The sequence below is a fragment of the Prosthecobacter fluviatilis genome (assembly GCF_042655725.1).
Lineage (GTDB): Bacteria > Verrucomicrobiota > Verrucomicrobiia > Verrucomicrobiales > Verrucomicrobiaceae > Prosthecobacter > Prosthecobacter fluviatilis.
Map to the genome: position 1 here is coordinate 858,813 of NZ_JBHSMQ010000002.1, position 23,674 is coordinate 882,486.

The 23,674-nt window shown below is 63.3% G+C and carries 15 protein-coding genes; 5 read left to right on the top strand and 10 right to left on the bottom strand.

From position 1 onward, the window contains the following. Positions 1 to 9 precede the first annotated feature (9 nt). Genes ACFQDI_RS08455 through ACFQDI_RS08475 form a run of 5 tightly spaced genes read right to left on the bottom strand, consistent with a single transcriptional unit; the run spans position 10 to position 7,596 of the window. Complete coding sequence (locus ACFQDI_RS08455; RefSeq protein ID WP_377165412.1) at positions 10 to 1,485, bottom strand: DUF1501 domain-containing protein; 1,476 nt, start codon at positions 1,483 to 1,485, stop codon at positions 10 to 12. Further along, positions 1,482 to 4,292, bottom strand: coding sequence for a DUF1553 domain-containing protein (locus ACFQDI_RS08460; RefSeq protein WP_377165414.1), 2,811 nt, complete (start codon positions 4,290 to 4,292; stop codon positions 1,482 to 1,484). Before ACFQDI_RS08460 ends, ACFQDI_RS08455 begins: the two co-directional genes overlap by 4 nt. Then, entirely contained in the window at positions 4,292 to 5,746 is a 1,455-nt protein-coding gene (locus tag ACFQDI_RS08465) for a LamG-like jellyroll fold domain-containing protein (RefSeq protein WP_377165416.1), read from the bottom strand. The genes ACFQDI_RS08460 and ACFQDI_RS08465 overlap by 1 nt, the downstream gene beginning before the upstream one ends. Further along, complete coding sequence (locus ACFQDI_RS08470) at positions 5,743 to 6,276, bottom strand: sigma-70 family RNA polymerase sigma factor (RefSeq protein WP_377165419.1); 534 nt, start codon at positions 6,274 to 6,276, stop codon at positions 5,743 to 5,745. Before ACFQDI_RS08470 ends, ACFQDI_RS08465 begins: the two co-directional genes overlap by 4 nt. A 39-nt stretch (positions 6,277 to 6,315) precedes the next feature. Then, complete coding sequence (locus tag ACFQDI_RS08475; RefSeq protein ID WP_377165421.1) at positions 6,316 to 7,596, bottom strand: glycosyltransferase; 1,281 nt, start codon at positions 7,594 to 7,596, stop codon at positions 6,316 to 6,318. Between the two features lie 140 nt (positions 7,597 to 7,736). Between ACFQDI_RS08475 and ACFQDI_RS08480 the strand changes: the two genes are divergently transcribed. Beyond that, positions 7,737 to 8,684, top strand: coding sequence for a class I SAM-dependent methyltransferase (locus tag ACFQDI_RS08480; RefSeq protein ID WP_377165424.1), 948 nt, complete (start codon positions 7,737 to 7,739; stop codon positions 8,682 to 8,684). A 72-nt stretch (positions 8,685 to 8,756) separates the two neighbouring features. Here the strand turns inward: ACFQDI_RS08480 and ACFQDI_RS08485 are convergent, their stop codons facing one another. After that, positions 8,757 to 10,028, bottom strand: coding sequence for a putative Na+/H+ antiporter (locus ACFQDI_RS08485; RefSeq protein ID WP_377165426.1), 1,272 nt, complete (start codon positions 10,026 to 10,028; stop codon positions 8,757 to 8,759). A gap of 173 nt (positions 10,029 to 10,201) precedes the next feature. Here ACFQDI_RS08485 and ACFQDI_RS08490 point away from each other — a divergent pair, with 173 nt between their 5' ends. Further along, entirely contained in the window at positions 10,202 to 11,869 is a 1,668-nt protein-coding gene (locus ACFQDI_RS08490) for a hypothetical protein (RefSeq protein ID WP_377165428.1), read from the top strand. A 34-nt stretch (positions 11,870 to 11,903) separates the two neighbouring features. Here the strand turns inward: ACFQDI_RS08490 and ACFQDI_RS08495 are convergent, their stop codons facing one another. Next, positions 11,904 to 12,593 (bottom strand): GNAT family N-acetyltransferase, encoded by a 690-nt coding sequence (locus tag ACFQDI_RS08495; RefSeq protein ID WP_377165430.1) that lies wholly within the window; start codon positions 12,591 to 12,593, stop codon positions 11,904 to 11,906. A gap of 82 nt (positions 12,594 to 12,675) precedes the next feature. On the opposite strand from ACFQDI_RS08495, the gene ACFQDI_RS08500 reads away from it, so the two are divergent. The 3 genes from ACFQDI_RS08500 (at position 12,676) to ACFQDI_RS08510 (ending at position 16,425) form a co-directional block, all read left to right on the top strand. Beyond that, positions 12,676 to 14,400, top strand: coding sequence for a DUF4407 domain-containing protein (locus tag ACFQDI_RS08500; RefSeq protein WP_377165432.1), 1,725 nt, complete (start codon positions 12,676 to 12,678; stop codon positions 14,398 to 14,400). 22 nt (positions 14,401 to 14,422) lie between these two features. Continuing rightward, positions 14,423 to 14,866 carry a PH domain-containing protein gene (locus tag ACFQDI_RS08505; RefSeq protein WP_377165434.1) on the top strand — a complete coding sequence of 148 codons (444 nt, stop codon included), beginning with the start codon at positions 14,423 to 14,425 and terminating at the stop codon, positions 14,864 to 14,866. A gap of 137 nt (positions 14,867 to 15,003) precedes the next feature. Further along, entirely contained in the window at positions 15,004 to 16,425 is a 1,422-nt protein-coding gene (locus tag ACFQDI_RS08510) for a DUF1501 domain-containing protein (protein ID WP_377165436.1), read from the top strand. A gap of 70 nt (positions 16,426 to 16,495) precedes the next feature. On the opposite strand, the gene ACFQDI_RS08515 is transcribed toward ACFQDI_RS08510, so the two are convergent. The 3 genes from ACFQDI_RS08515 to ACFQDI_RS08525 all read right to left on the bottom strand — a co-directional run bounded on the left by ACFQDI_RS08515 (position 16,496) and on the right by ACFQDI_RS08525 (position 23,567). Beyond that, positions 16,496 to 18,031 carry a formylglycine-generating enzyme family protein gene (locus ACFQDI_RS08515; protein WP_377165438.1) on the bottom strand — a complete coding sequence of 512 codons (1,536 nt, stop codon included), beginning with the start codon at positions 18,029 to 18,031 and terminating at the stop codon, positions 16,496 to 16,498. A 94-nt stretch (positions 18,032 to 18,125) separates the two neighbouring features. Continuing rightward, the gene (locus tag ACFQDI_RS08520; protein ID WP_377165440.1) at positions 18,126 to 22,730 is read right to left on the bottom strand and encodes a bifunctional serine/threonine-protein kinase/formylglycine-generating enzyme family protein; all 4,605 of its coding nucleotides are present in this window, start codon (positions 22,728 to 22,730) and stop codon (positions 18,126 to 18,128) included. Between the two features lie 93 nt (positions 22,731 to 22,823). Continuing rightward, positions 22,824 to 23,567 (bottom strand): sigma-70 family RNA polymerase sigma factor, encoded by a 744-nt coding sequence (locus ACFQDI_RS08525; protein WP_377165442.1) that lies wholly within the window; start codon positions 23,565 to 23,567, stop codon positions 22,824 to 22,826. Positions 23,568 to 23,674: the final 107 nt, after the last annotated feature.

Here is a 23,674-nt window from a genome sequence, read left to right on the forward strand (position 1 = left end):
GGGGGGCTTTTACGCCAGCATCTGCTTGATCACGTGGCCTTCGACGTTGGTGAGGCGGCGCTGGACGCCGTTGTGTTCGAAGGTGAGGCGCTCGTGATCGAGGCCGAGGAGGTGCAGTATTGTGGCGTTGAAGTCGTAGAGGGGATGGATGTCCTTCACGGCTTTCTGGCCGAGGTCATCGCACTCGCCTGTGCTGACGCCGGGCTTCACGCCTGCGCCGGTCATCCAGCAGGTGAAGCCATCGGGATTGTGGTCGCGTCCTTTGGCGCCTTTTTGGAAGAAGGGCATGCGGCCGAATTCGGTGCACCAGACGACGAGGGTATCGTCGAGCAGACCTCGGGCTTTGAGGTCGCGAATGAGCGCAGCGGCGGGCTGGTCGAGGATGGAGGCGTGAACGTCATACTGCTCCTTGAGGGCGTTGTGGCCGTCCCAGTTGAGCTTGCCGCCGCTGGCGTAGGCTCCGTTGAAAAGCTGCACAAAGCGCACGCCTTTTTCGATGAGGCGGCGGGCGAGGATGCAGTTTTTGGCAAAGGCGGCTTTGTCGGCGTTTTGGGTGTCGTCGGCTCCGTAGAGCTTGAGGATTTGCGCAGGCTCGGTGCTAATGTCGCTGATTTCTGGGACGCTGAGCTGCATGCGCGCAGCGAGCTCGTAGCTGGCGATGCGTGCGGCGAGTTTGCCATCGCCGGGATGGGCGGCGAGGTGGCGGGCATTCATGCGCTGAAGCAGGGAGCGTGCGGCCTGATCTGAAGCGGGAGTGATGCCGGGGGCGGCGAGGTGGCGCACGGGGGCCTTGGAGCTCATCGTGGTGCCTTGAAAGGCGGCGGGGAGAAAGCCGGGACCCCAGTTGTTGGCACCGTTTTGCGGCACGCCGCGAGGATCGGGGATGGCGACGTAGGAGGGCAGATCCTGGTTCTCGCTGCCGAGCGCGTAGGTGGTCCAGGCGCCGAGGGAGGGAAAGCCGTCGAGGTTGAAGCCAGTGGAGAGGAAGTTTTCGGCGGGGCCGTGGGTGTTGGACTTGCTGGTGAGCGAATGGACGAAGGCGATGTCGTCGGTGAGCTCCGCGAGATGCGGGATCATGTCGCTGACCCATTTGCCGGTCTGGCCGCGCTGGCGGAAGGTGTATTGCGGGCGGGCGAGATTGCCAGCGGGCCCTTGGAAGGTGACGGCGGGTCCGCCAGGGAGAGGCTTGTCGTCCCACTTGATGAGCTCGGGCTTGTAGTCCCAGGTTTCGAGCTGGCTGACGGCACCCGCGCAGAAGATGACGACGACGTTTTTGGCCTTCGCAGGGAAATGCGGCTGGCGTGGGGCGTAGGGGCGCGCGGGGTCGATGATGGGGCCGTTTGACTGAGCTGCCAGCAGGCCATCGAGGCCGAGGAGGTTGGTCAATGCGACCGAGCCGAGAGCCGTGGCGCTGCTGGAGAGAAAGCGGCGGCGGTCGAGCAGGTGATGGCCTGCAGGGGAGAGGTGTTCGGCGTGGGGGCTCATGGCACAAAGAGAAACTCGTTGCTGTTGAAGAGGGCGCGGCAGAGGGCGGTGAGGCCGTGTTCGCGGACGAGAGGCGTGGTGTCGGCGAGTTCCTCGGGAGTGGGCACGCGACTGAAGGCGAGGCGGTAGGCGTGGGTGATTTGATTTGCGAGATCGGGACCGGCTTCTTTTTTGGCGCGTTCAGCAAAGGCGGTGCTTTGCACGAGGGTGAAGCGGCTGTTGAAGAGATTGAGGGCCTGGATGGGCGTGGTGCTTTCGATGCGGCGGGCGGTGCTCTGGCCGGCATCCGGGCAGTCAAAGGCGCCGAAGACGGTTTCGGGCTCGCGGCGTACCTTGTGCGCGTAGATCATGCGGCGCTCGTTTTCCGGGGTGAAGGTCTCAATGGGATCAAAGCCGCTGAGGCCGCCGCGCTGGTCGAAGAAGTTGAAGCCACGACCGAACATTTTCAGGTTCAGGCGACCGCTGACGGCGAGCATGGAGTCGCGAATGGATTCGGCTTCGATGCGGCGGGAAGGATAGCGCCAGAGGTAGCGGACGTCGGCGTCGAGAAGGGGGCCTTCATTTATGATTTTTGATTTATGATTTATGATTTTGTCTTGAGGCGCGCTGGCTGATGGAGGCGTTGCCAAGTCGTGAGTCTGACTTGATTGCCCATAGGTCTCTGAGAGCATGATCAGCCGGTGCATGTGCTTCACGCTCCAGCCGCTGCGGATGAATTCGGCGGCGAGCCAGTCGAGGAGTTCGGGGTGGGTGGGCTTCATGCCCATGTGGCCGAAGTCGCTGGCGGTCTGCACGAGGCCGGTGCCGAAGTGGCCCTGCCAGATGCGGTTGACCATGACGCGCGCGGTGAGCGGGTTTTGCGGGCTGGCGATCCAGTCGGCGAGCGCGCGGCGGCGCTGCTGCTCAGCGCTTTCTTTGGGCAGCGTCAATTGGCCGAGGGAGCTGAGCACGGCAGGAGTCACGGATTCCTTGGGCTGCTCGGGATCGCCGCGATTGAGGAGGTGGATGTCGTCGGGGGCGCGGAAGGTGCCGGCGAAGGCTTTCTGGGCGTTTTGTGCCTGAGCGATTTTTTTCTCGGCGGCGGCCTTTTCCTGGATCAGCGGTTTGGCGCGTTTGGTTTCTTCGGCGGTGAGGCCGCTGAGGGTGGGCTTGGTTTTCTTGTTCTGATTTTTGGGGTCAAACTTCTGGCGGTCGCTGGCATCGGCCACGGTGTGCCAGGTGCCGGTGGCATCAGATATTTCAATCTGGTAGTCGGTGGGGAGGCGGTCGGTGAACCTGCCTTCGCGGTCGCGGCCCCAGACGACGCGCTCGATGGTTTGCTCCTGCGGAAACTCCAGCTCCACCCAGCCCTGGCCAGGCTTGTTGGAGAGCCAGCTGCGCGAGTTGCCGTAGCGACCGTCGTTGAGAAAGCGCAGCTCGTGGCGCTCGGCCACGCCGATGTCGCCGGAGGATTTGCGCTGGGTGCCGAGGGTGGCGAGGGCAACGTTTTCTCCGGCGGTGTTGAAGACTTCCAGCTCATCGATGCAGGGCTCCAGATTGGTGGTGGCCTTGATGGTGAAGCGCACACGTTTTGTTTTCACCGGAGGAAAGCGGTCGGCGTTTTCGCGGGCATTGATCATGGGGCGCTCGGTCCCGGATTTGGCAAGAGGCACAAAGCGGGCGAGTTCTTTGTCGATCTCTGCGAGGCGTGCCTTGAGCTTCTTTTCCTCGGCGCGTGCGGCCTCGGCCTCGGGCGTGTGCAGGTCGCGGTCGGCGTATTCGACACCGGCAACAAAGGCCTGCATGGCGTAGTAGTCTTTGGCGGTGATGGGATCGAATTTGTGATCGTGGCAGCGCGCGCAGCCGATGCTGAGGCCGAGGAAGGTCTGGCCGAGATTCACCACGATCTCGTCAATGGAGTCCTGGCGTGCGAGGCGCTTGGAGGCATCGTCTTTGCCGATCTGGCCGGGCAGCAGGACGGAGGCGGTGACGAGGAAGCCGGTGGCGGCGTCCTGGCCCATGGCATCGCCGACGATCTGTTCTTTGATGAAGCGGTCGTAGGGCGTGTCGTAGTTGAAGGAGCGGATGACGTAGTCGCGGTAGGGCCAGGCGTTGGGGCGCTCGGTGTTTACCTCAAAGCCGTGAGTGTCGGCGTAGCGCACCACGTCGAGCCAGTGCTGGGCCCAGCGTTCGCCGTAGCGCTCGCTTTGGAGGAGGCGATCGACGAGATGCTGGATGCTGGATGCTCGATCCTGGATGAACTCTTTTTCGAAGGCGGTGGTTTCTTCGGGTGTTGGGGGCAGGCCGGTGAGATCGAAGGTGATGCGGCGGATGAGTGAGACGGGATCGGCGGGCGGGGAGCGGCGCAGATGCTTTTCGGCGAGCTTGGCGTCGATGAATTTATCGATGCTTTGCGCAGAACTTGAAACTTGGATGGGTTTGAAGGACCAGTGATCGAGGCGGTTTTCGAGTTTGGCGAGGTCGATGCCGTCGGGCCATGGGGCGCCTTCGTTGATCCAGGTGGTGAGAGTTTCGATCTCTTTGGAGGAGATTTTGCCTTTGGGTGGCATGAGCTCGTCTTCATCGTCGGTGATGATGAAGTGGATGAGGGGACTGTCCTTGGCCTTGCCGGAGATGATGTCGGGGGCGTGCTTGTCGCCGCCTTTGAAGGCTTCTGATTTGATGTCGAGCCGCAGGCCGGACTTCTGCTTTTTCTCGCCGTGGCAGCTGTAGCAGTGCTGCTGGAAAATGGGGCGTACATCGCGCACGAAATCGACGGCGGCGGCGAGAGCGGAGGAGGCGAGCAGGAATGAGAGGGCGAGCTTCATCAGCGGTAGGGATTGCCAGCGGCGTGGAGGGCGTGGATTTCGGCGTCGGTCATGGCGCGGCCCAGCAGGAGCAGCTCGTCCACGCGGCCGCTGAGCTTGCGGTCCTGCTGGTTCCAGTTGCCGATCTGCGCGGGGCCCAGACGCGCGGGGGGGGCGGTCTGCAGGCGGGTTTCGCTGTCGAACTGGCCGTTGAGGTAAAAGCGCGCGGTTTTCTGCGCGGAGTCATAGACAGCGGCGAGGTGAACCCAGCGGCCCTGCTCCGGCAGCACGCCCGTGCGGGAGTCGGGGTGGCCCTGGCGCTCGATGGAGCCTGGGGCAAGCACATTGCCGATGAGCGCGAGGCGCATGGTGGTGTCGCGATTGATGATCCAGTGCACCTGGCCGGGGTTGTTCTGGCTCCAGCCATCGGTGTGCAGCAGGGACTGGTAGGGAGCGCCGAGGCGGTCGATGCGGACCCAGGCGGCGAGCGTGAGCTGTGGCCAGTCGCGGCCGCCGCCGACATCGAGCTTCAAATGATCGCCCACATTCACAAACTCCGGCGCGTGAGAGCCCGGCCAGCGGCCCTGCACGCGGCGGTACACACCGGGCAGTTCCTCGGCGGATTCAAAGTCGAGCAGCGCGATGAGCGCGGGATCTTTGCGCAAAGCTGCGAGCGCACCCTCTGCCTGGGCACGCTGACCGGCGGCGAGGCCTGCGGTGAGGCCGGGCATTTCATCGGGCTGGATGAAGGCGGCGGAGCGCAGCTCGCGTGCGGTGCTGGCACCTGCGGCGAAGGTCACGGCATCGCCGCCGCGCAGGCTTTGCCTGTCATGCGCGCCGGAGGCCTTGGTGATGACCTCGCCCTGAAACACATGCACCTCCGCCGCGCCGCTGGTGGGCACGTCCACACCGAAGCGGGTGCCCAGATCCACGGCGTCTCCGGAAGGCGTGATGACGGTGAAGCCTTTCGCTGTGGGTGGCACATCGGCTGCCAAACGACCGCGCTTCATATGCAGACGCTGCGCGGACTCAAAATAGAACTCCGCCGGGGCCTCGATGACGATGCGAGCGCCGCGTGCGGTGACGAGTGAGACGCTGCCTGCGCGGATGTCGTGAGTTTCGCCACGCAGTTCCGCGCCATCGGCCAGCTCCTGCACACCGGCGGCTTTGGACACGGTGGCGTAGGTGCTGTGGGCCTGCTGCCAGAACCAGGCACCGAGCAGCAGGGAGATGCACGCTGCGGCGGCGGTGATCCAGCGGGGGGAAGCGGTGAGCCAGCGCGCAGGCTTTGGCCGCGCCGCCTTGGGTGTGGAGGTCCAATCTGCAGCCAGCGCCGCGAGAGCGGAGTCCACGTTGAGAAGTTCGGCGAATTCGCGGCGGGCTTCCGCGTCTGCCAGCAGCAGGGCATTGAGCTGCTGCATCTGCGGCGGGGTGATGCTGCCGCTGAGGTAGGCGGCCATGAGCTCTGCCTTCATGAGGCCACCTCCTCTGCCAAAACGCGGCGGATGCAGTCCAGCAGCTTCTGCCGCATGCGGTGCAGCCACTGGTAAAAACCGGGCACGCTGCGGCCGCTTCCTTGGGCCACTTCCTGGATACTGGACTCGGGCTGGTAGGCCTGCATGAGGAGGCCGCGCTGCTCTGCGGGCACCTTTTGCATGCAGTGCTCCAGGGCCTCGCGCTGGCGCTCCAGCACGGGCTCCAGGGCGGTGGTCTCCTCCGCGATCTTGGAGACGACTTCTTCATCCAGCACCAGGCGGTCGCGCCCGCGATCTCTCAGCCAGGCCAAGACCTCGTAGCGTGCCACGCCAAAGGCCCAGGGCTTGAAGTCTGCGCCTTCGGCCAGGGTGTCGAATTTCTCCCACAGCACGACGCTGATCTCCTGCATGATGTCGTCCGCGTCCGCGCGTGCGGGGACCAGCCGGCGCACATGGGCGCGTAGGGCGGGCTCGTGCGCGGTGAAGCTGCGCAGAAAGCGGCGGTGGCGTTCGTGTTCGGTGGGAGACATGCGGTGGGCATGGTTCTATCTCCACCAGACGCGAGCTTTTTACGCTCGAACGTGTTTTTTTTGCAGAACGGTGTGGCAGAACTGCAGGAGCTTGTCGCCGCTGTGCTCCCAGAGGAAGTCGCGATTGATGCGGGCGAAGGCGTTTTCGGCGATGGTTTTGCGCAGGGCGGGATCGTCCAGCAGGCGGAGAATGGCGGCGCTGAGAGCGGGGGCGTCATCGGCGAGGAGGAGCTCGCGCTCGTCTTCGAGATACAGTCCCTCCGCCCCGATGGTGGTGCTGACCACGGGCACGCCTGCTCCCATGGATTCGAGAATTTTGTGCCTGACGCCGCTCCCGGCCCGCAGCGGCACCACCTGCACGGTGCACTCGCGCAGGAGGGGCAGCACGGCAGGGACGGTGCCGGTGATTTCGATGCCCGTATGCGAGGCGGCGAGCTGGTAGAAGGAGGGCGGCGGCTTGTGCCCGATGACGCGGAAACGCACGTCAGGGCGTGTCTTGCGGACGAGGGGCAGCACCTCCTGCATGAACCAGATGGCGGCGTCGGTGTTGGGCGGCCAGTTCATGGCGCCCACAAAAGCGATCCAAGGGGCGGGCTGCTGCTGGAGGACGGCAGGCGGGGGCTCGCTCTGGCTGGGAGGGGTGCCGGGGAGTACACTGCCCAGCACATGCGGGAGGCGGAAGACCTCGCGGTAGCAGTCGGCGTCGTAGGTGGAGTTGGTCAGCACGGCGTCAAAGAGCTGGCAGAGCCGCGGCTCCTGCCGCCGCATGCGGCGGGTCATCTCCTGGTAGAAGAGCCACATGAAGGGATTGCGCTGGAGCTGCGTCATGCGCTTCCAGATGCTGGCCTCCACATTGTGCTGGAGCAGGATGGAGGGCACGCGGCGTTCTGCTTTCCAGCCTTCAAAAGCAGGCGCCACGACCAGCTCATCTGCAATAACGAGGTCAAACTGGCCGCTCAGCACGCGCTCCCGCACGCGCTGCTTGAACTCCGCGTTTTCAAAGAAGGCGTGGATGAAGGGCCTGCGCGAGGCGAAGAGATTGCGCAGCACCGGCCCGATGTAATGCAAGAAGCGGCGCGGCGACCAGTCGCCCAGAAGCCGGGCATGGACGCACTCCAGCTTGTGCGCATAGGGCACGGAGTCCGGCGTCTCTTGCTCCTCGCGGCGGAGCTCCAGGGCATGCACATGGCAGTGCTTTACCAGATGCATGAGCAGGTGGTAGGAGTAGATGACCCCGCCGGAGGTCAGTGGCAGGCAGCCCCCGGCGCGAATCCATAAAATGCGGAGACGAGCGGGGCCTGGCGAGGAGAGCGGGGGCATGGGAGTCCCTATCAAGACACACGATCAGGTAAAGCGGGCTTCCAAAGGGGAGAGACAAAATTTTTACTTCCCGAAGTATAAAGAAAGGTTTATTATCAAGGAATTACGCCTTTGAGGTGTTCATCTGTCACGCCCAGCGCATGCCGCCTTTTGTCATTCAAGAACGTTATTCAGGTCGCAGAAACGACCTCTCGCCGCTGATGGAGTGCGATGAACTGCTGCGGGGAATGATCGCCAGCGGAGGGCCGGTGCCCAATGACTATGCGCATGTGAACCGCGCCCTGCGGCATCTGGGAGATGCGGTGCGCGCCGGGCTTGTGTCCCGAGAAGATGTGCTCAGCTACGCGCACGACATCACCAGCCGCCACCTGGAGGGCACCATGCAGGCCCGGGCGCTGGGGAAGAAATACGGCTACAGCGGCGACTTTGAGATCATCGAGGCCATCTACACGCTGCAGATCGCGCAGGAGCCGCATCTGAGGCGGTGGGACCTGTATTTCCACTCCCAGGCGGCCCCGAATGCGGTGCGCAACCGCAAGGCCTACTTTCATCAGCTGCTGCATTCGCACTCCGCCGGGCGCACCAAGGTGCCGCTGAATGTGCTGAACGTGGCCAGCGGTCCGGCCCGGGACGTGCGTGAGTGGGTGCTGGACAATCCCGAGTGCGAGGTGTTTTTCGACTGCGTGGACGCCGAGATCCACGCCATCGAGCGGGCGAAGAAGCTGTGCGCGCCCTTTGGCAAGCGGGTGGAGTTTTACCACCGCAATGTGCTGCGCTTTCTGCCTGCCAGGGGGTATGAGCTGGTGTGGTCTGCCGGGCTGTTTGACTACCTCACGGACCGCACGTTTGTGTTTCTGCTCAAGGCGCTGATGGCCGTGACGAAACGCGGCGGTGAGGTGGTGGTGGGGAATTTCTCCGACTACAACCCCAGCCGCGACTACATGGAGCTGCTGGGAGACTGGGTGCTGCACCACCGCACGCGGGACCACCTGCGTGCCCTGGCGCTGGAGGCGGGGGCGGCTGCGGACTCCATCGAGGTGATGTGGGAGCCGGAAGGCGTGAACCTGTTTTTGCATATCCGGCGGTAAAGGGGGGGCTGACCGAAGCTGCTGCGGCAGGAAACAATGTCATCAAATCGGGCTGGGCACCGTCTGCCGGAATCAGACCAACCAGAAGAACGCGATGGCGATGCCGGTCGGCAGCAGGGCGCCGAGGAAGAGCCGCAGGGGGCTGATGCCTTCGTTGCTGAAGGCTTTGGAGCTTTGCAGGATGCCGATGCCGGCGGGATTGGGCGCATTGGCGATGACGGTGAGGCCGCCGCCTGTGACGGCTCCGGCAACGAGGGCATACTGGAGCTTTGGCGAGATGCCTTCGACGAGGGAGCCGAGATAAGTCAGGGCGGCATTGTCGGTGAGGGCGGTGAGACCGGTGGCACCGAAGTACATGCTGGCACCATCGAGCCCGGCAATGAGGGGCTGAAGCCACCAGGACTGCAGCGAGCCGAGCGTGACCAGTCCGGCGAGGAAGTAGCCGACGAGGAGGCCTTCACGCAGGCGCAACTGGTCCTGGTATTCCTGCGTGGCGCTGACGATGCCGAGGAAAAGCATGAACACGCCAAAAAAGACGTCCGGATGATGTGCAAATAGGACGACGAGGGCCAGGAAGACGACATGCAGGGCTGTGAGCCATGCGGGCAGGGGGCGCACGGGCTGCTCCAGCACTGCCACACGTCCCAGCTCGGCACGGTAGATAAAGGTGACAAGCGCGGTGGCGACGATGCAACTGGCGATGGCGCGCCAGCCAAAGTGGGAGAGCATGAACCAGGTGTCCCACTGCCACTTGGAAGCGACCATGAGCACAGGTGGCGCGGCAAAGTGCGTGAGGGTGCCGCCGATGGAGATGTTGACGAACAGCAGGCCGAGCGTGGCATAGGCGAGGCCCGGGCCGATGCCGCAGTCGAAGTAACGGCGCTTGAGGAGGATGGCGATCAGCGTCATGGCCGCAGGCTCGGTGATGAAGGAACCAAGCAAGGTGCCGAAGGACAGGGCGGCGAAGTAGTAGGCCACGCTGGTCTTTAATGGCAGCAGGCGTGCGAGGCCAGTGATGCAAGCCTCCGCCAGCTGCACCACAGGGCGTGTGGCCGCCACGACCATGACGACGAAGACAAACTTGGGCTCCGTGAAATTCAGCCCGTCGATGTATGCCACGGCGTCATGAAGGGAGTGCTTCATGGCGATGATTCCGGCGAAGAGCGCCGCTCCCCAAAGGCCGAAGACCACCTCGGTCTCGGCCAGGAAATGGAGGATATTCTCCATGATGGAGCCTTCCGGATACCGCGCGGCCCAGTGGGCGAAGCGCTTGACTGCAAAAGTATGCAGAACAGCGAGGGCAAAGAGTGAGGTGGCGAGGATTTCGACGTGGGTAGCGGTCATGCTGTGGGTCTTTCAGGCTTTGGCAGATGAGGGCAAACAAGCAGTAACTGGCGCAACCGGTTTTGTCGTACATTACTGCGCAATGGGCGGCAGACGGGACGGCTGGACTGCCGGGAGCTTTATGATTTGTGAACGTGCCGCCAACCGCATAAGCTGGACAGGTGACCATGTGGATGACTTTTCCAAAAACAGCGCCGGTCAGGTGGATGGCGGCCTTTCTTTGCCTAGCGATGGCCAATGCCAAGGCGCAGCCGACGGCGGCAGCAACCGGGGGAAATGGGCGCTCTGAGGTCGCGCTGAGCGCACTGGCCGAATCGTTTCGGCAGGTGGACGAGGAGATGAAGGCTGTGCGTGCGCTGCTGAAGGCGAAGCTGCCCGAGGATGAAGAGACCAGACTGCAAGAGCGGGCGCTGGGGCTTAGCGCCAAGCGGGAAGCCCTGATGAAGGATCTGGAGCGGGTGGCGACGGGAGTCGAGCCGCAAACATTTGCCGCGCCTGAGGGGCTGGAACTGAACCTGCAGCAGGAGACGCGTGAGCTGCTGCTGCCCATCATCCAGGAGCTCAGGCAGCTCACCGCTTCGCCACGGGAGGTGGAAGGTTTGCGCCGGCAACTGGCGGCCTTGCAGCAGCGTCAGCAACTGGCCAGCACGGCGCAGAAAAATCTGGAGGGGCAGATGAAGCTGGCGACGGACCCGACTCTCAAACCGCTGCTGGGTGAGCTGCTGATACAGTGGAAGAAACGGCAGAATGACGTGGAGACGGAGCTGGCCGTGGCCGAGTTTAAGCTGGAGGAGCTGGAGGTGAAACGCGGCGGCACGCTCGGGACACTGAGGGATGTGGCTGCGGGCTTTGTCCGGCAACGCGGAAGAAACCTGATGCTGGCCTGCTTGATCAGCCTGCTGATTTTTGGAGGCATGCGCCTGCTCTGGAGGCGCCTGAGCAGGCTGCCCGCACTGAAGCGCAAGAACCGCTCATTCAGTGTACGCGTCGCGGCGGTGGGCTATCATGGCCTGAGCCTGCTGCTCTCGGTGTTTGCGGTGCTGCTGGTTTTTTACCTGGCGGGCGACTGGGTGCTGCTGGGGCTGGCGGTGATGTTCCTCATCGGCATAGCTTGGACGGGAAAGCAGACGCTGCCGGTGGTCTATGAGCAGGTGAAACTGCTGCTGAATCTGGGCTCTGTGCGAGAGGGAGAGCGGGTGGTTTACAACGGGCTGCCATGGGAGGTGCGGAGCGTGGGTGTCTTTTCAGAGCTGCGCAACCCGGCGCTGGACGGCGGGCACATCCGGCTGCCGCTGCGTGAGCTGACGACGCTGGTCTCCCGGCCTGACGAGGATGAGTCCTGGTTTCCGTGTGCGACCGATGAATGGGTGTGCCTGAGCGATGGCACGCACGGCAAAGTGGTGACGCAAACTCCGGACTGGGTGCAACTGGTGCTGCTGGGGGGCAGCCGCCGCACGTACCCGACCCAGATGTTTCTGAAGCTGTGCCCGGAAAATCTCACGAAGAGCTTCCGTGTCCGCACCATCTTCGGCATTGATTACCGCCATCAGGGCATCAGCACCACCGAGGTGCCGCAGAAGCTCAGGGCGCACCTTGAGCGCGAACTGCGCAGCCTCATCGGCGTGGAGCATCTCAAAAACGTGAGCGTGGAGCTGTCTGAGGCGGGAAAATCTTCGCTGAACTACACGGTTCTTGCAGATTTTTCAGGCGAGGTGGCGCAGCGGTACTCCTCGCTGAAACGTGCGATCCAGAGACTGTGTGTGGACGCCTGCAATCTGAACAGCTGGAATCTGCCGTACAACCAGCTCACGCTGCACAAGGGAGAGCCTGCCTTGGCATGAAAAAGCTGCTCCCACCCGCTGGGCGCTCGTGCGGCTATGGCTCGCCTCTGGCCGGATTTTCCAGCGCCGGGGCCAGAGGCAGCCAGGCGGCGGCGACCCAGTCGAGATACTGGGTGCCACGAAACTGCTTCTTGTAATCATACACGCTGGGCTCGCGGGTGGCGTAGCCGGGGTAGAGCCAGCGGAGCCCCGCCTCCCGGCAGTGCCGGATCTCCAGCAGCAGGGTGTAGATGCCGAGGCTGCGTTTGGAGCATTCGGGCTCAAAGATGCCGTAGATGCTGGAGGCGGCCTGCTGGCCGACGTCGAAAAAACTGGCGGCGATGAGCCGGTGGCCGTCAAACACGCGGAGCATGCGGCACTCGCAGGGGCCGTGGGCGGGGTCTGGGCCGAGAAAGGTTTCGAGGGTTTCCGGGATGTTGTGGGTGAAGCGCTGCTTGTGCCGCTGGAAGAGGGCGCGCAGCTCCGGGTCGAGGGCGGCGGGGGAGATCTCGGTGCGGAGGCCGGTGTTCTTGCTGAGCACACGGCGCTGGCTTTTGCTGAAGGAGCAGGACTCCAGATGGATGCGCAGGGGCGTGATGGTCTGCAGCCCGCCAGCGGGGGCCAGTTGGGTGCTGTAGCGAAAGAAGTAACGGCCAAAATGCCGCCAGCCTGCCGCCCACACCTGGTCCATGACTTCCGCAGGAACGGAATCGCAGATGAATGCATCGTCGAGTGCTGGCGTCATAGGAGGTCTCAATAATCCATTCGCGCAGATTGACAATCCCACGCGCGCCCGCACACTCCAAATCTGGCAGCCCCACACGCCCATGAACCTCCTCCAGCGCATCGAACGCGTTTTCTTCTGGCTCTCCTCAGCCTCCTCCGACAACCTCGATGACTGCCCGGCATGGGAGCGGCGGAAGTATGTGGCCTTTGGCGCGACGGTGCTGGTGCCCTCCACCTTTGCCATCATCGCCTGCGCGTATGCGCTGAGCACGCTCACGGACAACTGGATGATCATCGCGCCGGTGTCGCTGGTGTGGTCCTTCATCATCCTGACGGTGGACCGCGCGCTGCTGGCCACGTACCGCGCCTACCAGTCCATCTTCCGCAAGGCGGCGCAGTTTTCCCTGCGCATGGTGGTGGCGGCGCTGATGGGCATCACGATTTCCCACCCCCTGACGCTGCTGCTGTTTAAAGACACGATCACCTCCGTGGTGGAAAAGCACCGGCAGGGCGAGATCGAGGCCGCACGTGAAACCGCCAAGCAGCAGAAGGCCGCCGTGGAGGCACGGCTGGTGACGCTGGAGACAGACATCGCCAAACAGCGCGAGAACTGGAATGCGACCTTCAATGCGAAGTTTCTGGATGAGAACGGCAAGCCGGTGGAGAAGCCTCTGACGGAGGACGAGAAGGCGGCGAAGGCGGAACGTGAAGGCAAGATCGCCGAGGCGGTGGCGCCGGGCAAGGAACGCCTGACCAAGCTGGATGCCGAGATGGCCAAGCTGAGCCAGGACTACCAGAAGATCGCTGAAGAGCTGAACCACTGGCAGACGGAGTTTGAGCGCGAGGTGAACGGGCAGCGCAGCGGCATCATCGGCCTTGGGCCGCGTGCGAAGAGCATCCAGGAAGACCAGCTGACATGGCGGCGTGCGGAGAGCGCCCGCCTGAGCGGTGTGCTGGACACGATGACGAAAAACCGCGTGGTGCTGGTGGCGGAGATCAAGGCCGCTGAAGACGGCGTCAATGCCGCACTGGACGCCAAAGCACTGGAGGAAGCCGCACGCAACAAGGCGGAGCAGGACCGCATCACCGCGCTGAAGCAGAAGGTGCAGACGGAGCAGGCGGACCAGTTTGTGTCCCAGCAGAACGCCATCCGCGAGACGCTCAAGACGCAGATTGACGCGCTGCTGCTGCAGCAGAAGAACCTGCATGCGGAGATCGGCCAGCTGATCAAGGACGAGGACACGCGCATCTCCGGTATCCGCGCGGAGCCGAGGCGGGACATCCTGACGCAGACGCTGGCGCTGCACGAGCTCTTTGAGCAGGGGGCCGAGGGCGGCAGGTTTGCGCTGGTGGCGTATCTGGTGCTGACGCTGCTCTTCATGCTGGTGGACACTATCCCGCTGATCGTGAAGTTCTTCTCCAAGCCCGGCCCCTACGACACGCTGCTGGACCGTGAGGAGCGCCTCTACGATGGCGAGCGCAAGGCCTACCTGGAGGGCTTCAGCCGCCAGATGAAGGAGCTGAGCGAGAGCAAGGTGCTGAACCTCACGAGGAACAAGCCGCTGGAGCGCGCGCTCGTCACCGGTGTGGACGGTGCACGCTCCGCCAAGGAGTTCCTCGTTTATCTCATGGATCTGGAGCGTGAGTTTGAGGAGAAAAACCGCGTGGCGCGCGAGCTGGCTGCCAAGAGCGGAGTCTCCCACACGGCGGAGGTGCTGGAGGAGATGTCCCGCAATTTCTACGCCGACCTGCGCGAGCGCATGCAGACCTACTTCAGCGACGAAGACCGCCGCCGCAGGACTACCCCGGCCTCGGGCCGTGCGTGAGGTGGATTCACCTGCTGTGCCGATGAAGAGCTACCGACACTCGCCTATCGTGCATTTGATCGGTCCTGGTTTTCCGATTTTCATGGGCTGGATGATTTACCGGGTGAGTGCCGAGCCGGTGTTTCGCGGCGGCACGGAAGGGCGCGTTGCCTTCGCCGTGGTCTGTACTGTGCTGGCACTGTTTGTCGGATGGCTTTATTGGAGGACGGGGCTCAATCGCTATCAGGTGACAGATGAGGGGCTCGTGGTCTCACGCCTGCGGTCAAGCCGGCTGATCCCGTGGGGGGATATTGATGAGATGGTCTGGAACCGTCTCGCGCATTGTGTTTTCATCAAGGGGAAGGGCCGGACGCTGGTGTTTACCTCCAGCGACCAGTTTGATGATCTGCCCGAACTTATGGATGAAATATCGTGCCGTTCCCAATGCAAACTCAGCCCGAACCTTCAAGGCGTGCTGAAGTCATGAGGCCGACGGCGTGACAGAAGACTGCATGCCGTGGAGGAGCGGGCGGGACATAGGCTCGGACGCGGACTGGCAGAGGTGAGTGCCTGTGCACTTGGCCAGCAAGAGCTGGCGTGGTTTGTGCGTAGGTATGTGCAGTGATGAAAACCCCGTCTCCATTGCCGTATTTCAGCCGTCGTGAGATGCTGCGCAGCTCCTGCGCGGGCTTTGGCTATCTGGCGTTGCAAGGTGTTCTGGGACTGGAAGCTGCCAAAGCGGCAGTGGTGGACCCGCTGGCACCGAAGCAGCCGCATTTTCCGGCCCGGGCCAAGCGCGTGATCTTTCTGCTGATGAAGGGCGGTCCCTCGCAGGTGGACACCTTTGACCCGAAGCCGCTGCTGGACCGTGACAACGGCAAGCCGCCGCCTTTTGCGCTGCCTCGCGTGAAATTTGCGGAGACGGGCAATCTGCTGCGCTCTCCATGGAAGTTCCGCCAGTATGGCCAGAGCGGCCTGCCTGTGAGCGATCTTTTTCCCCATGTGGCGAAGCATGTGGACGACCTCTGCGTCATCCGCTCCATGCACGGCACGAATCCGGCGCACGGCGGCGCTCTGCTTAAGCTGCACACCGGCAGCGACACCTTTGTGCGGCCGAGCCTTGGCTCCTGGGTGAGCTACGGTCTGGGCACGGAAAATACCGACCTGCCGGCCTTCATCACCATCTGCCCGACGCTGGCACACGGTGGTGTGAACAACTGGGGCTCCGCCTTCCTGCCTGCGCACTGCCAGGGGACACCGCTGGGAAATGCCAGCATCCCTGCCGAGCAGGCGGTGGTGCGACATATTCACAACAAGATGGTCTCCCCGGAGATGCAGCGCGCGCAGCTGGATCTCGTGTCTCAGATGAACCACTCGCACCTGGAGCAGGCAGGGGCGAATGCGGCGCTGGAGGCACGCATCAACTCCTTTGAGCTGGCCTACCGCATGCAGTCCACCATGCCTGAGCTGCAGGACATTTCGGGCGAGACGGAGGCCACGCGCAAGATGTACGGCCTCGATGACCCGGTGACGGCGAATTTTGGCCGCCAGTGCCTGATGGCGCGGCGCTTTGCCGAGCGCGGCGTGCGCTTTGTGCAAGTGACGCACAGCGACAGCTTTGTGCAGTGGGACCAGCACAGCGATCTGCTCAAGGGGCACACGAAAAACGCGGCGGAAGTGGACAAACCCATCGCGGGCCTGCTGGCTGATCTGAAGTCCCGCGGGCTGCTGGATGACACGCTGGTGGTGTGGGGCGGCGAATTTGGCCGCACGCCGGTGGCGCAGGGCAGCGATGGCCGCGACCACAATCCGCACGGCTTTACCATGTGGCTGGCCGGTGGCGGCAGCAAACCGGGCACGGCCTATGGCGCCACGGACGACTACGGCTATTACGCCGCTGTGGATAAGGTACATATTCACGACCTGCATGCGACGATCCTGCACCTGCTGGGGCTGGATCATTTGAAACTTACCTACCGTTACGCCGGGCGTGATTTCCGGCTCACGGATGTGGCGGGGGAAGTGGTGAAGGGTGTGATGGCGTGAGAGGTTTCTGCTTCTCGCAGGCTTCCTTTCACGCCTCAATTGGGGCCGCTGCACTGAGCACATCGAGGGGTCACGGCTGTTCCAGCACCACCCGGAAGCCGATGCCGCTCAAGTCTTCTGGGCGGCGGCCCTGGCGGGCGCCGGCCCTCAGCATGTAGCGTGCGTTGAAGTAATAGTTTCCGCCGCGGGTCACGCGCACATCGCGCTTGGAGTTGTACCAGTCTTCACACCATTCGGCCACGTTGCCGCCCATGTCGTAGAGGCCAAGTTTGTTGGGCTTGTAGCTCATGACGGGCGCGGTGTCGGCGAAGCCGTCGTCGTAGTTTTCCTGGTCAGGCTGATGCCAGATGAGATGGTGCTTGAGGTAGCTGAGGTCGGCGTAGTTGCCCGCCCCGGCTGGAAGCGGCCAGTCGGTGCCCCAGGGGTAGATCTCCGCCACCGCTCTGTTGAGTTCCTCCGGGTTGCTGTCCTTGCCACGCTTTTCCTTGGCACCCATGCCGACGGCCTGGCTCCATTCCTCGTCTGTGGGCAGGCGGTACTTTTTGCCCTCCTTTTGGCTTAGCCAGACGCAGAAGGCGCTGGCTTCGTCCCAGTTGGTCATCACGGGATGGTCTTCCCAGCCCCACAGGGCGCGGACGTCATACCGGAGCCGTTTGGGGTGTGCCGGAGGAGTGGCTGCGATGTAGGGGGCAAAATCCTGGAAGCGGGTTTCATGCACGCACATGTGGATCTTGGTGCCGGGCACGGGGAGAAAGACCATGCCGAGGCTGTTCACTTTGGTGCCGGGCAGGTTGGTGGGGGCGGTGGTCTTCATGGTGGTGGGCAGCCGCGCCGGGACCTCGCGCCCGAGAGCGGCCAGCTTGCAGCCGAGGTCATAGGCTTCCTCCTGCTTCGTGGGCTTGCGGGGCGGGCCCAGGTCTCCGGGCTGGATCGTCAGCACCTGGCCGGGCTTGAGCTCGAGTTTTTTTCCTGCGCTCACTTCCTCCACGGTGAGGCTACCCTCAAAGACGCCCACGGTGCAGGCTCCCACGCTGGGTTCTCCTTCTTTGAGCTGGAGACCCTGGCTGTCCGTCATGAAAAAACGCCCGCCCAGGGTGGTGCACACCACGTTGGCTGTGGGCACGCCTTCTCCTGAGTTTGACTTGAACTTGTTTTTGAAGCGGAACACTGCGCCGCCTTTCTTGGCCATTTCTGCCGCATTGATGCTGAGGAAGAGCGTGGGCGTGCCGCTGATGTGGCGGTCGAAGGTGATCGTCATGCCATTCTCACCGGCCACAGGGAGGCGCAGGGAGGCACCGGAGCTGAGCACGCAGCCGCCTACTCCGGGCAGTGATACCACAGCATGGCTGGCGCTGGTATAGCCCACATCCAGCCGCGTGCCGGGGCTGAGGTGGGCTGGCTGAAACGGCTGCCCGGCAGCCGGCTCTGGCAACACGGTGGAGGTGCCACTGGTGTCCGTCTTGCCGGTGGTGATGCGGCCGCGAAATGAGGTGATGATGATCTCCGGCAGGGAGAGCACGGTCTGTGCTCCGGCGGATACCGGGAGGATGAGGCTGGCCAGGGCGAGTGACCGGAAGAGAGTGGGGAGTGTGGGTGGGGTGGGCATGGTGAGGTTCTTGGATCTTGGTTTTTGGTTCTTGGGCATGCGTGGCACAGGGTTACGGGGGGCAGGTGTTGGCTCCCCTGCCTTGCGCGTGGGTTTACTTTTCCAGGACGATGCGGAAGCCGCGGTCGGCTTCGCCGCTGTAGATGTTTTCCAGCCGTCGGGAGCTCAGCAGGAAGTCCTGGTCATTGTGCAGGAAGGATGCGCCGCGCAGGGCGAAGTTTTCCCGCGGTCCGCCTTGAGCGTCCACGGTGGCTGGAAGGGAGACCCATTCCCACACATTGCCGCCGAGATCGTACAGGCCGACGGCATTGGCGGTGTAGCTTTGTACGGGGGCGGTGGTGGGGTAGCCATCCTCGTAGCGTGGGAGGTAGGGGTCTTTCGGGCGCAGGCGGTGGTAGCTTTCGTCGCTGTAGTTGCCTGCGCCGCGCGGGGGAGGCCACTCGCTGCCCCAGGGGAAGCGGGGGGCGGGCTTCTTGGCATCCGGCCCGGTGGCGGGGCGTGCGGTGACTGCGGCGGTCCATTCCGCATCCGTGGGCAGGCGGTAGGTGCGGCCTTCCTTCAGGCTCAGCCAGGTGCAGAAGGACTGCGCGTTTTCGGGAGTGACGTGGACCACCGGGTGGTCTGGCGCGGGCCCGCCGAGGGAGTGCCCGCCGTAGGTCTGATTGGTCCAAGGAGCGGAGGAGCTGAGACGCCGTGTGTTGGCGTACGTCATGAAATCACGGAAGCGTGTCTCATGGGTGCAGAACTGCACCTTCGTGCCGGGGACGTCTACAAAGGTCATGCCGAGGCTGTTGACGAAGACGACGGGGCCGACCTTCCGGCTTGGAGGAGGTGGGGCTGTGGCAGGGGCAGAAGCGGTAGCCGGGGATGCGGGGGGCGGAGTTGCGGTTACGACAGGGGCTGACCTGGCCTGGGCTGCGCCGAGCATGCGTGCCTGGTTCTGGCTTTCGTCTGAAAGCGTGTGCAGCATCACGATGGTTTCCTTGCCTGAGATGCTGAACACGACTCTGTCCTGCTCCAGCCGCACAAATGCCGCCCGCATTTTGCTGCCTGCGCGGTCTGTCCATAGCTGGGGCGTGGTCGGGGAGGTGGCAGCGGATGGAGCGGCTGGGGCTGGCAGCGACCGCCACTCAAGATCCTTAAATTCAAAGGAGGTGGCGGGGTACAGGGCCACCACATGCCCCGGCAGCGTGATGCCGCGTGACTCCTTCATGAGCCTGCCACCCACCCATAGCTCCAGGCGGTCTGCCCAAGAGCGCAGCTCCAGCTCAAAGTCCTGCCCGGCAGGTACCTCGAGCACAGGCGGGGGGCCGTCGGTCTTGGGCTGGTCGCCTCTGGGCTGGAGCAGGCCGTTGATGACAGACACATTTTCGATCCACCGGGCGAAAATGCGTGTCGTGTTGGTATGCGTAGCATCCAACCCAAGGGTGAAGAGGTGGCCGTAGATGCCCTGCTCTGCAGTCTGGCCCCAGTGGGAGACGAGCTGCATCTCACGGGTACGAGCACGCATCCGCAGCGCCACATTTGGGCCTTCGATGACGGGCATGAAACCGTTCTGCATCACCTTCCAACCCGGTGTGGTGGAGTCGGTGATTTTCAGGTGCTGGATGATCTCCGGCTTGTCTGCGAGAAGAGAGCGCCACAGTCCGCCGGTGTCCATCTTGACGGGAGCGGTTGGCGGGGGCGTGGTGGACGCCGGCTGCCAGACGCGCAGACGCCGGAACCAGACCTCAAGGCCGGGCCCGGGGGTGCCCATGAAGAGGTTCAGCCCATGCGGGCTGGGGAGGCCGGTGGTGTCTGCATCTGCCACATGGAGCCCGTTGACAAACACACGCAGGCGACTGCCCACAGCCTCCATCCGCAGGGTGTCCCAGGCGTCTGCACCGGCGGGGTGGGCCGTGGTGACGGTGGGGGGCACGATGAATTTTTCGTCGTAGCGGAACACGTCCACCCGACCTTGGGAAGTCATGCCGACGCCGATCCACGGCATCTTCTGTGGGACGTGCAGCCCGATGCCCCATTTGCCATTCGCGGAGCGTGGCATGCGGAACTCTGCCTCGCAGACGAAGTCGGTCATTCTCAACTGGCTGAGCAGGGGCAGGCCGGGCCACCAGATGGCTTTGTCCATGGCCGTCATGCGGTAGCTTTGATCCTGCCACTTCATTTCGAGATGGGGGGACTTGGCATCGCGGAAGTGGGGCAGCGGCTGGGCGAAGTCGGCCTCCACCACGAGTTCCATGCCCGTGGTGGATGCAGGCAGTGGCGCAGATCCGGCCGGAGCAGCACCAGCAGGTGTGGCAGAAACCGCACCCGCAGGTGTGAGCTGCCGCCATTCAAGATCCTTGAACTCAAAAGGGAGAGCGGGATACAGCGCCAGCACCTTCCCCGGCAGGCTGATGTCACGCACCGCCTTGACCAGTTTGCCATCCACTAAAAGCTCCAGGCGGTCGTCCCAGGAGCGCAGCTCCAACTCATAGTCCTTTCCAATCACCACATCGAAGGCGGACGGCGGGCCGTCTGGCTGGGCGCGAATGTTGGGGGTGGGCTGCACCACTCCGTTTACAGAGGAGACTCTGTCGATCCAGCCCCCGAGCAGGCGGGTCATGGTTTCCGATGGCCGCTCCGGCGCCAGGCTGAGAAGGTGGCCATGGATGCCCTTTTCTGGAGTCTCGCTCCAGTGGGATACGAATTGGATGTAACGGCCCCGCGCGCGCAGCCGCAGCGCCACATTGCTGCCTTCGATGACGGGCATGAAGCCTTGCTGCATCATCTTCCACCCTGGAGTGGCGGGGGAGTCTCTGATGTCCAGACGCTCGATGATCTGCGGTTTTTCCTGCAGCAGCGGACGCCATGGGCCGGCGCCCGCTATCTCGCGGGAGGTTGCCGCGAGGGCAGGCACAGCAAGCACTTTGGGTTCAGGCAGCGGGGGCTGCACATCCGAGAGATGCCCCTCGCCCACATCCAGATATTCCAGCTTTTCCACAGTCATCCCGCCGAACAGCCGCACGCCCACGTGACCGCTCTCATACATGTCATCAAAGCCATGTGCTGCCAACACACCGTCTTTGAGAAGAGTGTATTCATGGCCGTCCACACGCAGCTCGATCTCAAACGGTGGCGGGTGGGCTGCCGCCACTCCTTGCGCGAAGGTGATGCTGCCCCCGTTGGCAATGGAGAGGACAGCCACCCCTCGAAACGCAGAGCCCTTCACGTGATGCAAATGATCCCGGTGGCGGACCATCATGTAGGGACAGTTTTCTCCGGTGCCGGAGATGCGTGCGCGCAACACGCCGTTTTTGTGCATGGTCTTGGTGTAGATCTCCACGCCGCTTTGCACTTTGTAGCGGGGGTTCTGATCGCCAGGGTTGGGCGGCATCAAGACCAAGCCGCTTGGTCGATCTGCCGACGCATCGAACTCCATGAGCTTGGTGGGATCGTCTCCGAGCAGATTGATCCACTGGGGCTGTGGCTTGGGCGCTGCCGCGGTCTTGCTGGCAGGGGCAGTTTCCCAAGGACGCTTCCCTACCAGCCATGCGCCCGTGGCGAGCAGGGCGACCAGCATGACCCAGAGCAGAGGGGAGCTCTTTTTTTCCTTTTCCCGATGCAGGGGGATGGTGGGACCTGCTGGCACCTGGGGCCGCTGAGGGCGGTAGGGCTGGCCGCTGGGGCGCTGGGGGCGTGCCTGGGTATCCAGCGCTGGGGGTGGTTTTACGTCATTCTCCTGCGCCTTCGTCACCGGTTGGGTGAGTAGGGCATCGAGATCATGCCGCATGTCCTGCGTGTTGGCGTAGCGCAGTTCGCGGTCTTCCCGCAGGGCCTTGGCGACGATGCCGTCATAGCGTGGGTCCAGGCCGGGGATCTGCATGGAAGGCAGCTCAAACATGCCCTGCGGCAGCTTGCCGGTGAGCATCTGGTAGAGCATGACGCCCACGGCATAGATGTCCGCCCGGTGGTCCACGCCTGCGCCGAGCATGAGCGCCTCCGGTGCCATGTAGTAGAGAGTGCCCATGGCCATGCCGCTCTGCGTGAGACCGGCCTTGTCCTCCTGCACCATCTTGGCGAGGCCGAAGTCTGCCACCTTTACCACACCGTTGTAGCCGATCATGATGTTGGCCGGCTTGATGTCGCGATGGACGATGCCGCGCTCATGCGCGTAGGAGAGTGCATCGCACACATGCGCGGTGATGGCCATGGCTTCGTTCGAGTGCAGGCGGCCGTTCGCGGCCATCATGCGGGCCACATCCGTGCCTTCGATGAACTCCATCACAATGTAGAGCAGTCCGTCTGAGGTCTCCCCGGAATCATACACGGCCACGATGCCCGGGTGGCTGAGGCGGGCCATGGCGCGCGCCTCGTTCTTGAAGCGCTCGGCGAAGCTGGCATCTGCCGAATCGAGATCGTGAGAGAGGATTTTGATGGCAACCGCGCGGTCCAGAGACTTCTGCCTGCCCTGATACACCGCGCCCATGCCGCCCCGGCCCAGCATGCGGGTGATCTCATACTGTGGGAGCAGCTTTGACAAATCGTCTGCCTGGGGCGGCTCCCAGCGTTTCTTTGGCTCGGTGGGAGTCTTTGCCTCCGTGGGCTTCATGGCCTCCTGCAGCAGGCACGCCGGGCACAGGCCGTTGGTGCCGTCTTCGGGCACCTCGGCCTGGCATTGCGGGCAGGTTCTGTGGGAGGGGGCAAAATGATCGCTCATGCCTGGAACTGACGATTTGGCCAAAAACAGTTGCCTCAAAACACGAAAATTTTTTTTGCGCAAATCGCGTGCCGCATTTTCATGCGTCTCATCTCATCCCGGACGCAGTGTGGCCAGCAGCACGGCCATCTCCTCCTCCACCGAGCCGCCCTCATTCAAAGTCGCCGCGATCTGAAGCTTGAGCAGTGTGCGGAAGCGGGAACGCAGCCGGCGGATCTGCGACTTCAATGAATTGAGGTTCATCCCGAGTTCCACGGCCAGCGCGCCCTGGTCTCCATGATCCGCGTCGCCGGTGAGCCAGGGCTGCAGTTTGTCAAATTCCAGCGCCCGGCCTTCAGCCGCGCATTCCTGCCGCAACCCTTCCAGAGTGAGACCCAGCAGCGTCAGCGCCCACTGGCGGTCAAACGCGGCGTCTGGGGAAGGCTGCGTGGCATCCGCCACGGCCCGTGTTTCATCATTTTCCAATGCTGACCACGTCAGGCCGCCGCCGCGCTTGATGCTCTGCCCCAAAGCGCGGTGATTTGAAAGGAAGTGTTTCACCGCCCCCAGAAGGTAGGAGCGGAACCTGCCGCGCTGGCGATCTGCCGCCAGCGGTGTTTCGCTGCCCAGCAGGTAGGCGAAGAACGCATGGCTTGCCTCACGCGCGGCGTCGGCATCGCGCAGCTCGCACCGCAGCCATGACACCACCGGCTCATAGTAAGCATCGCAGAGGTCCGCCAATGCGCGTTTGCCATCTTCAGAATCCGCCTGCGCCCGGCACACGTGAGACCACCGCGTGGTATGAAAACAGAACGACGTCTGAGGCGGGCTGTGCGGACGTGACAAAGGAAGGCTCATCAACGCCGATGATGGCAGACAGTTTTATCGAAACAACCTCAACCCGCCGTTGAAAAGTCGCAGGAGACTCTTTGACCAGATCTCGAAAAGCCTGGCTTCTCAAACGG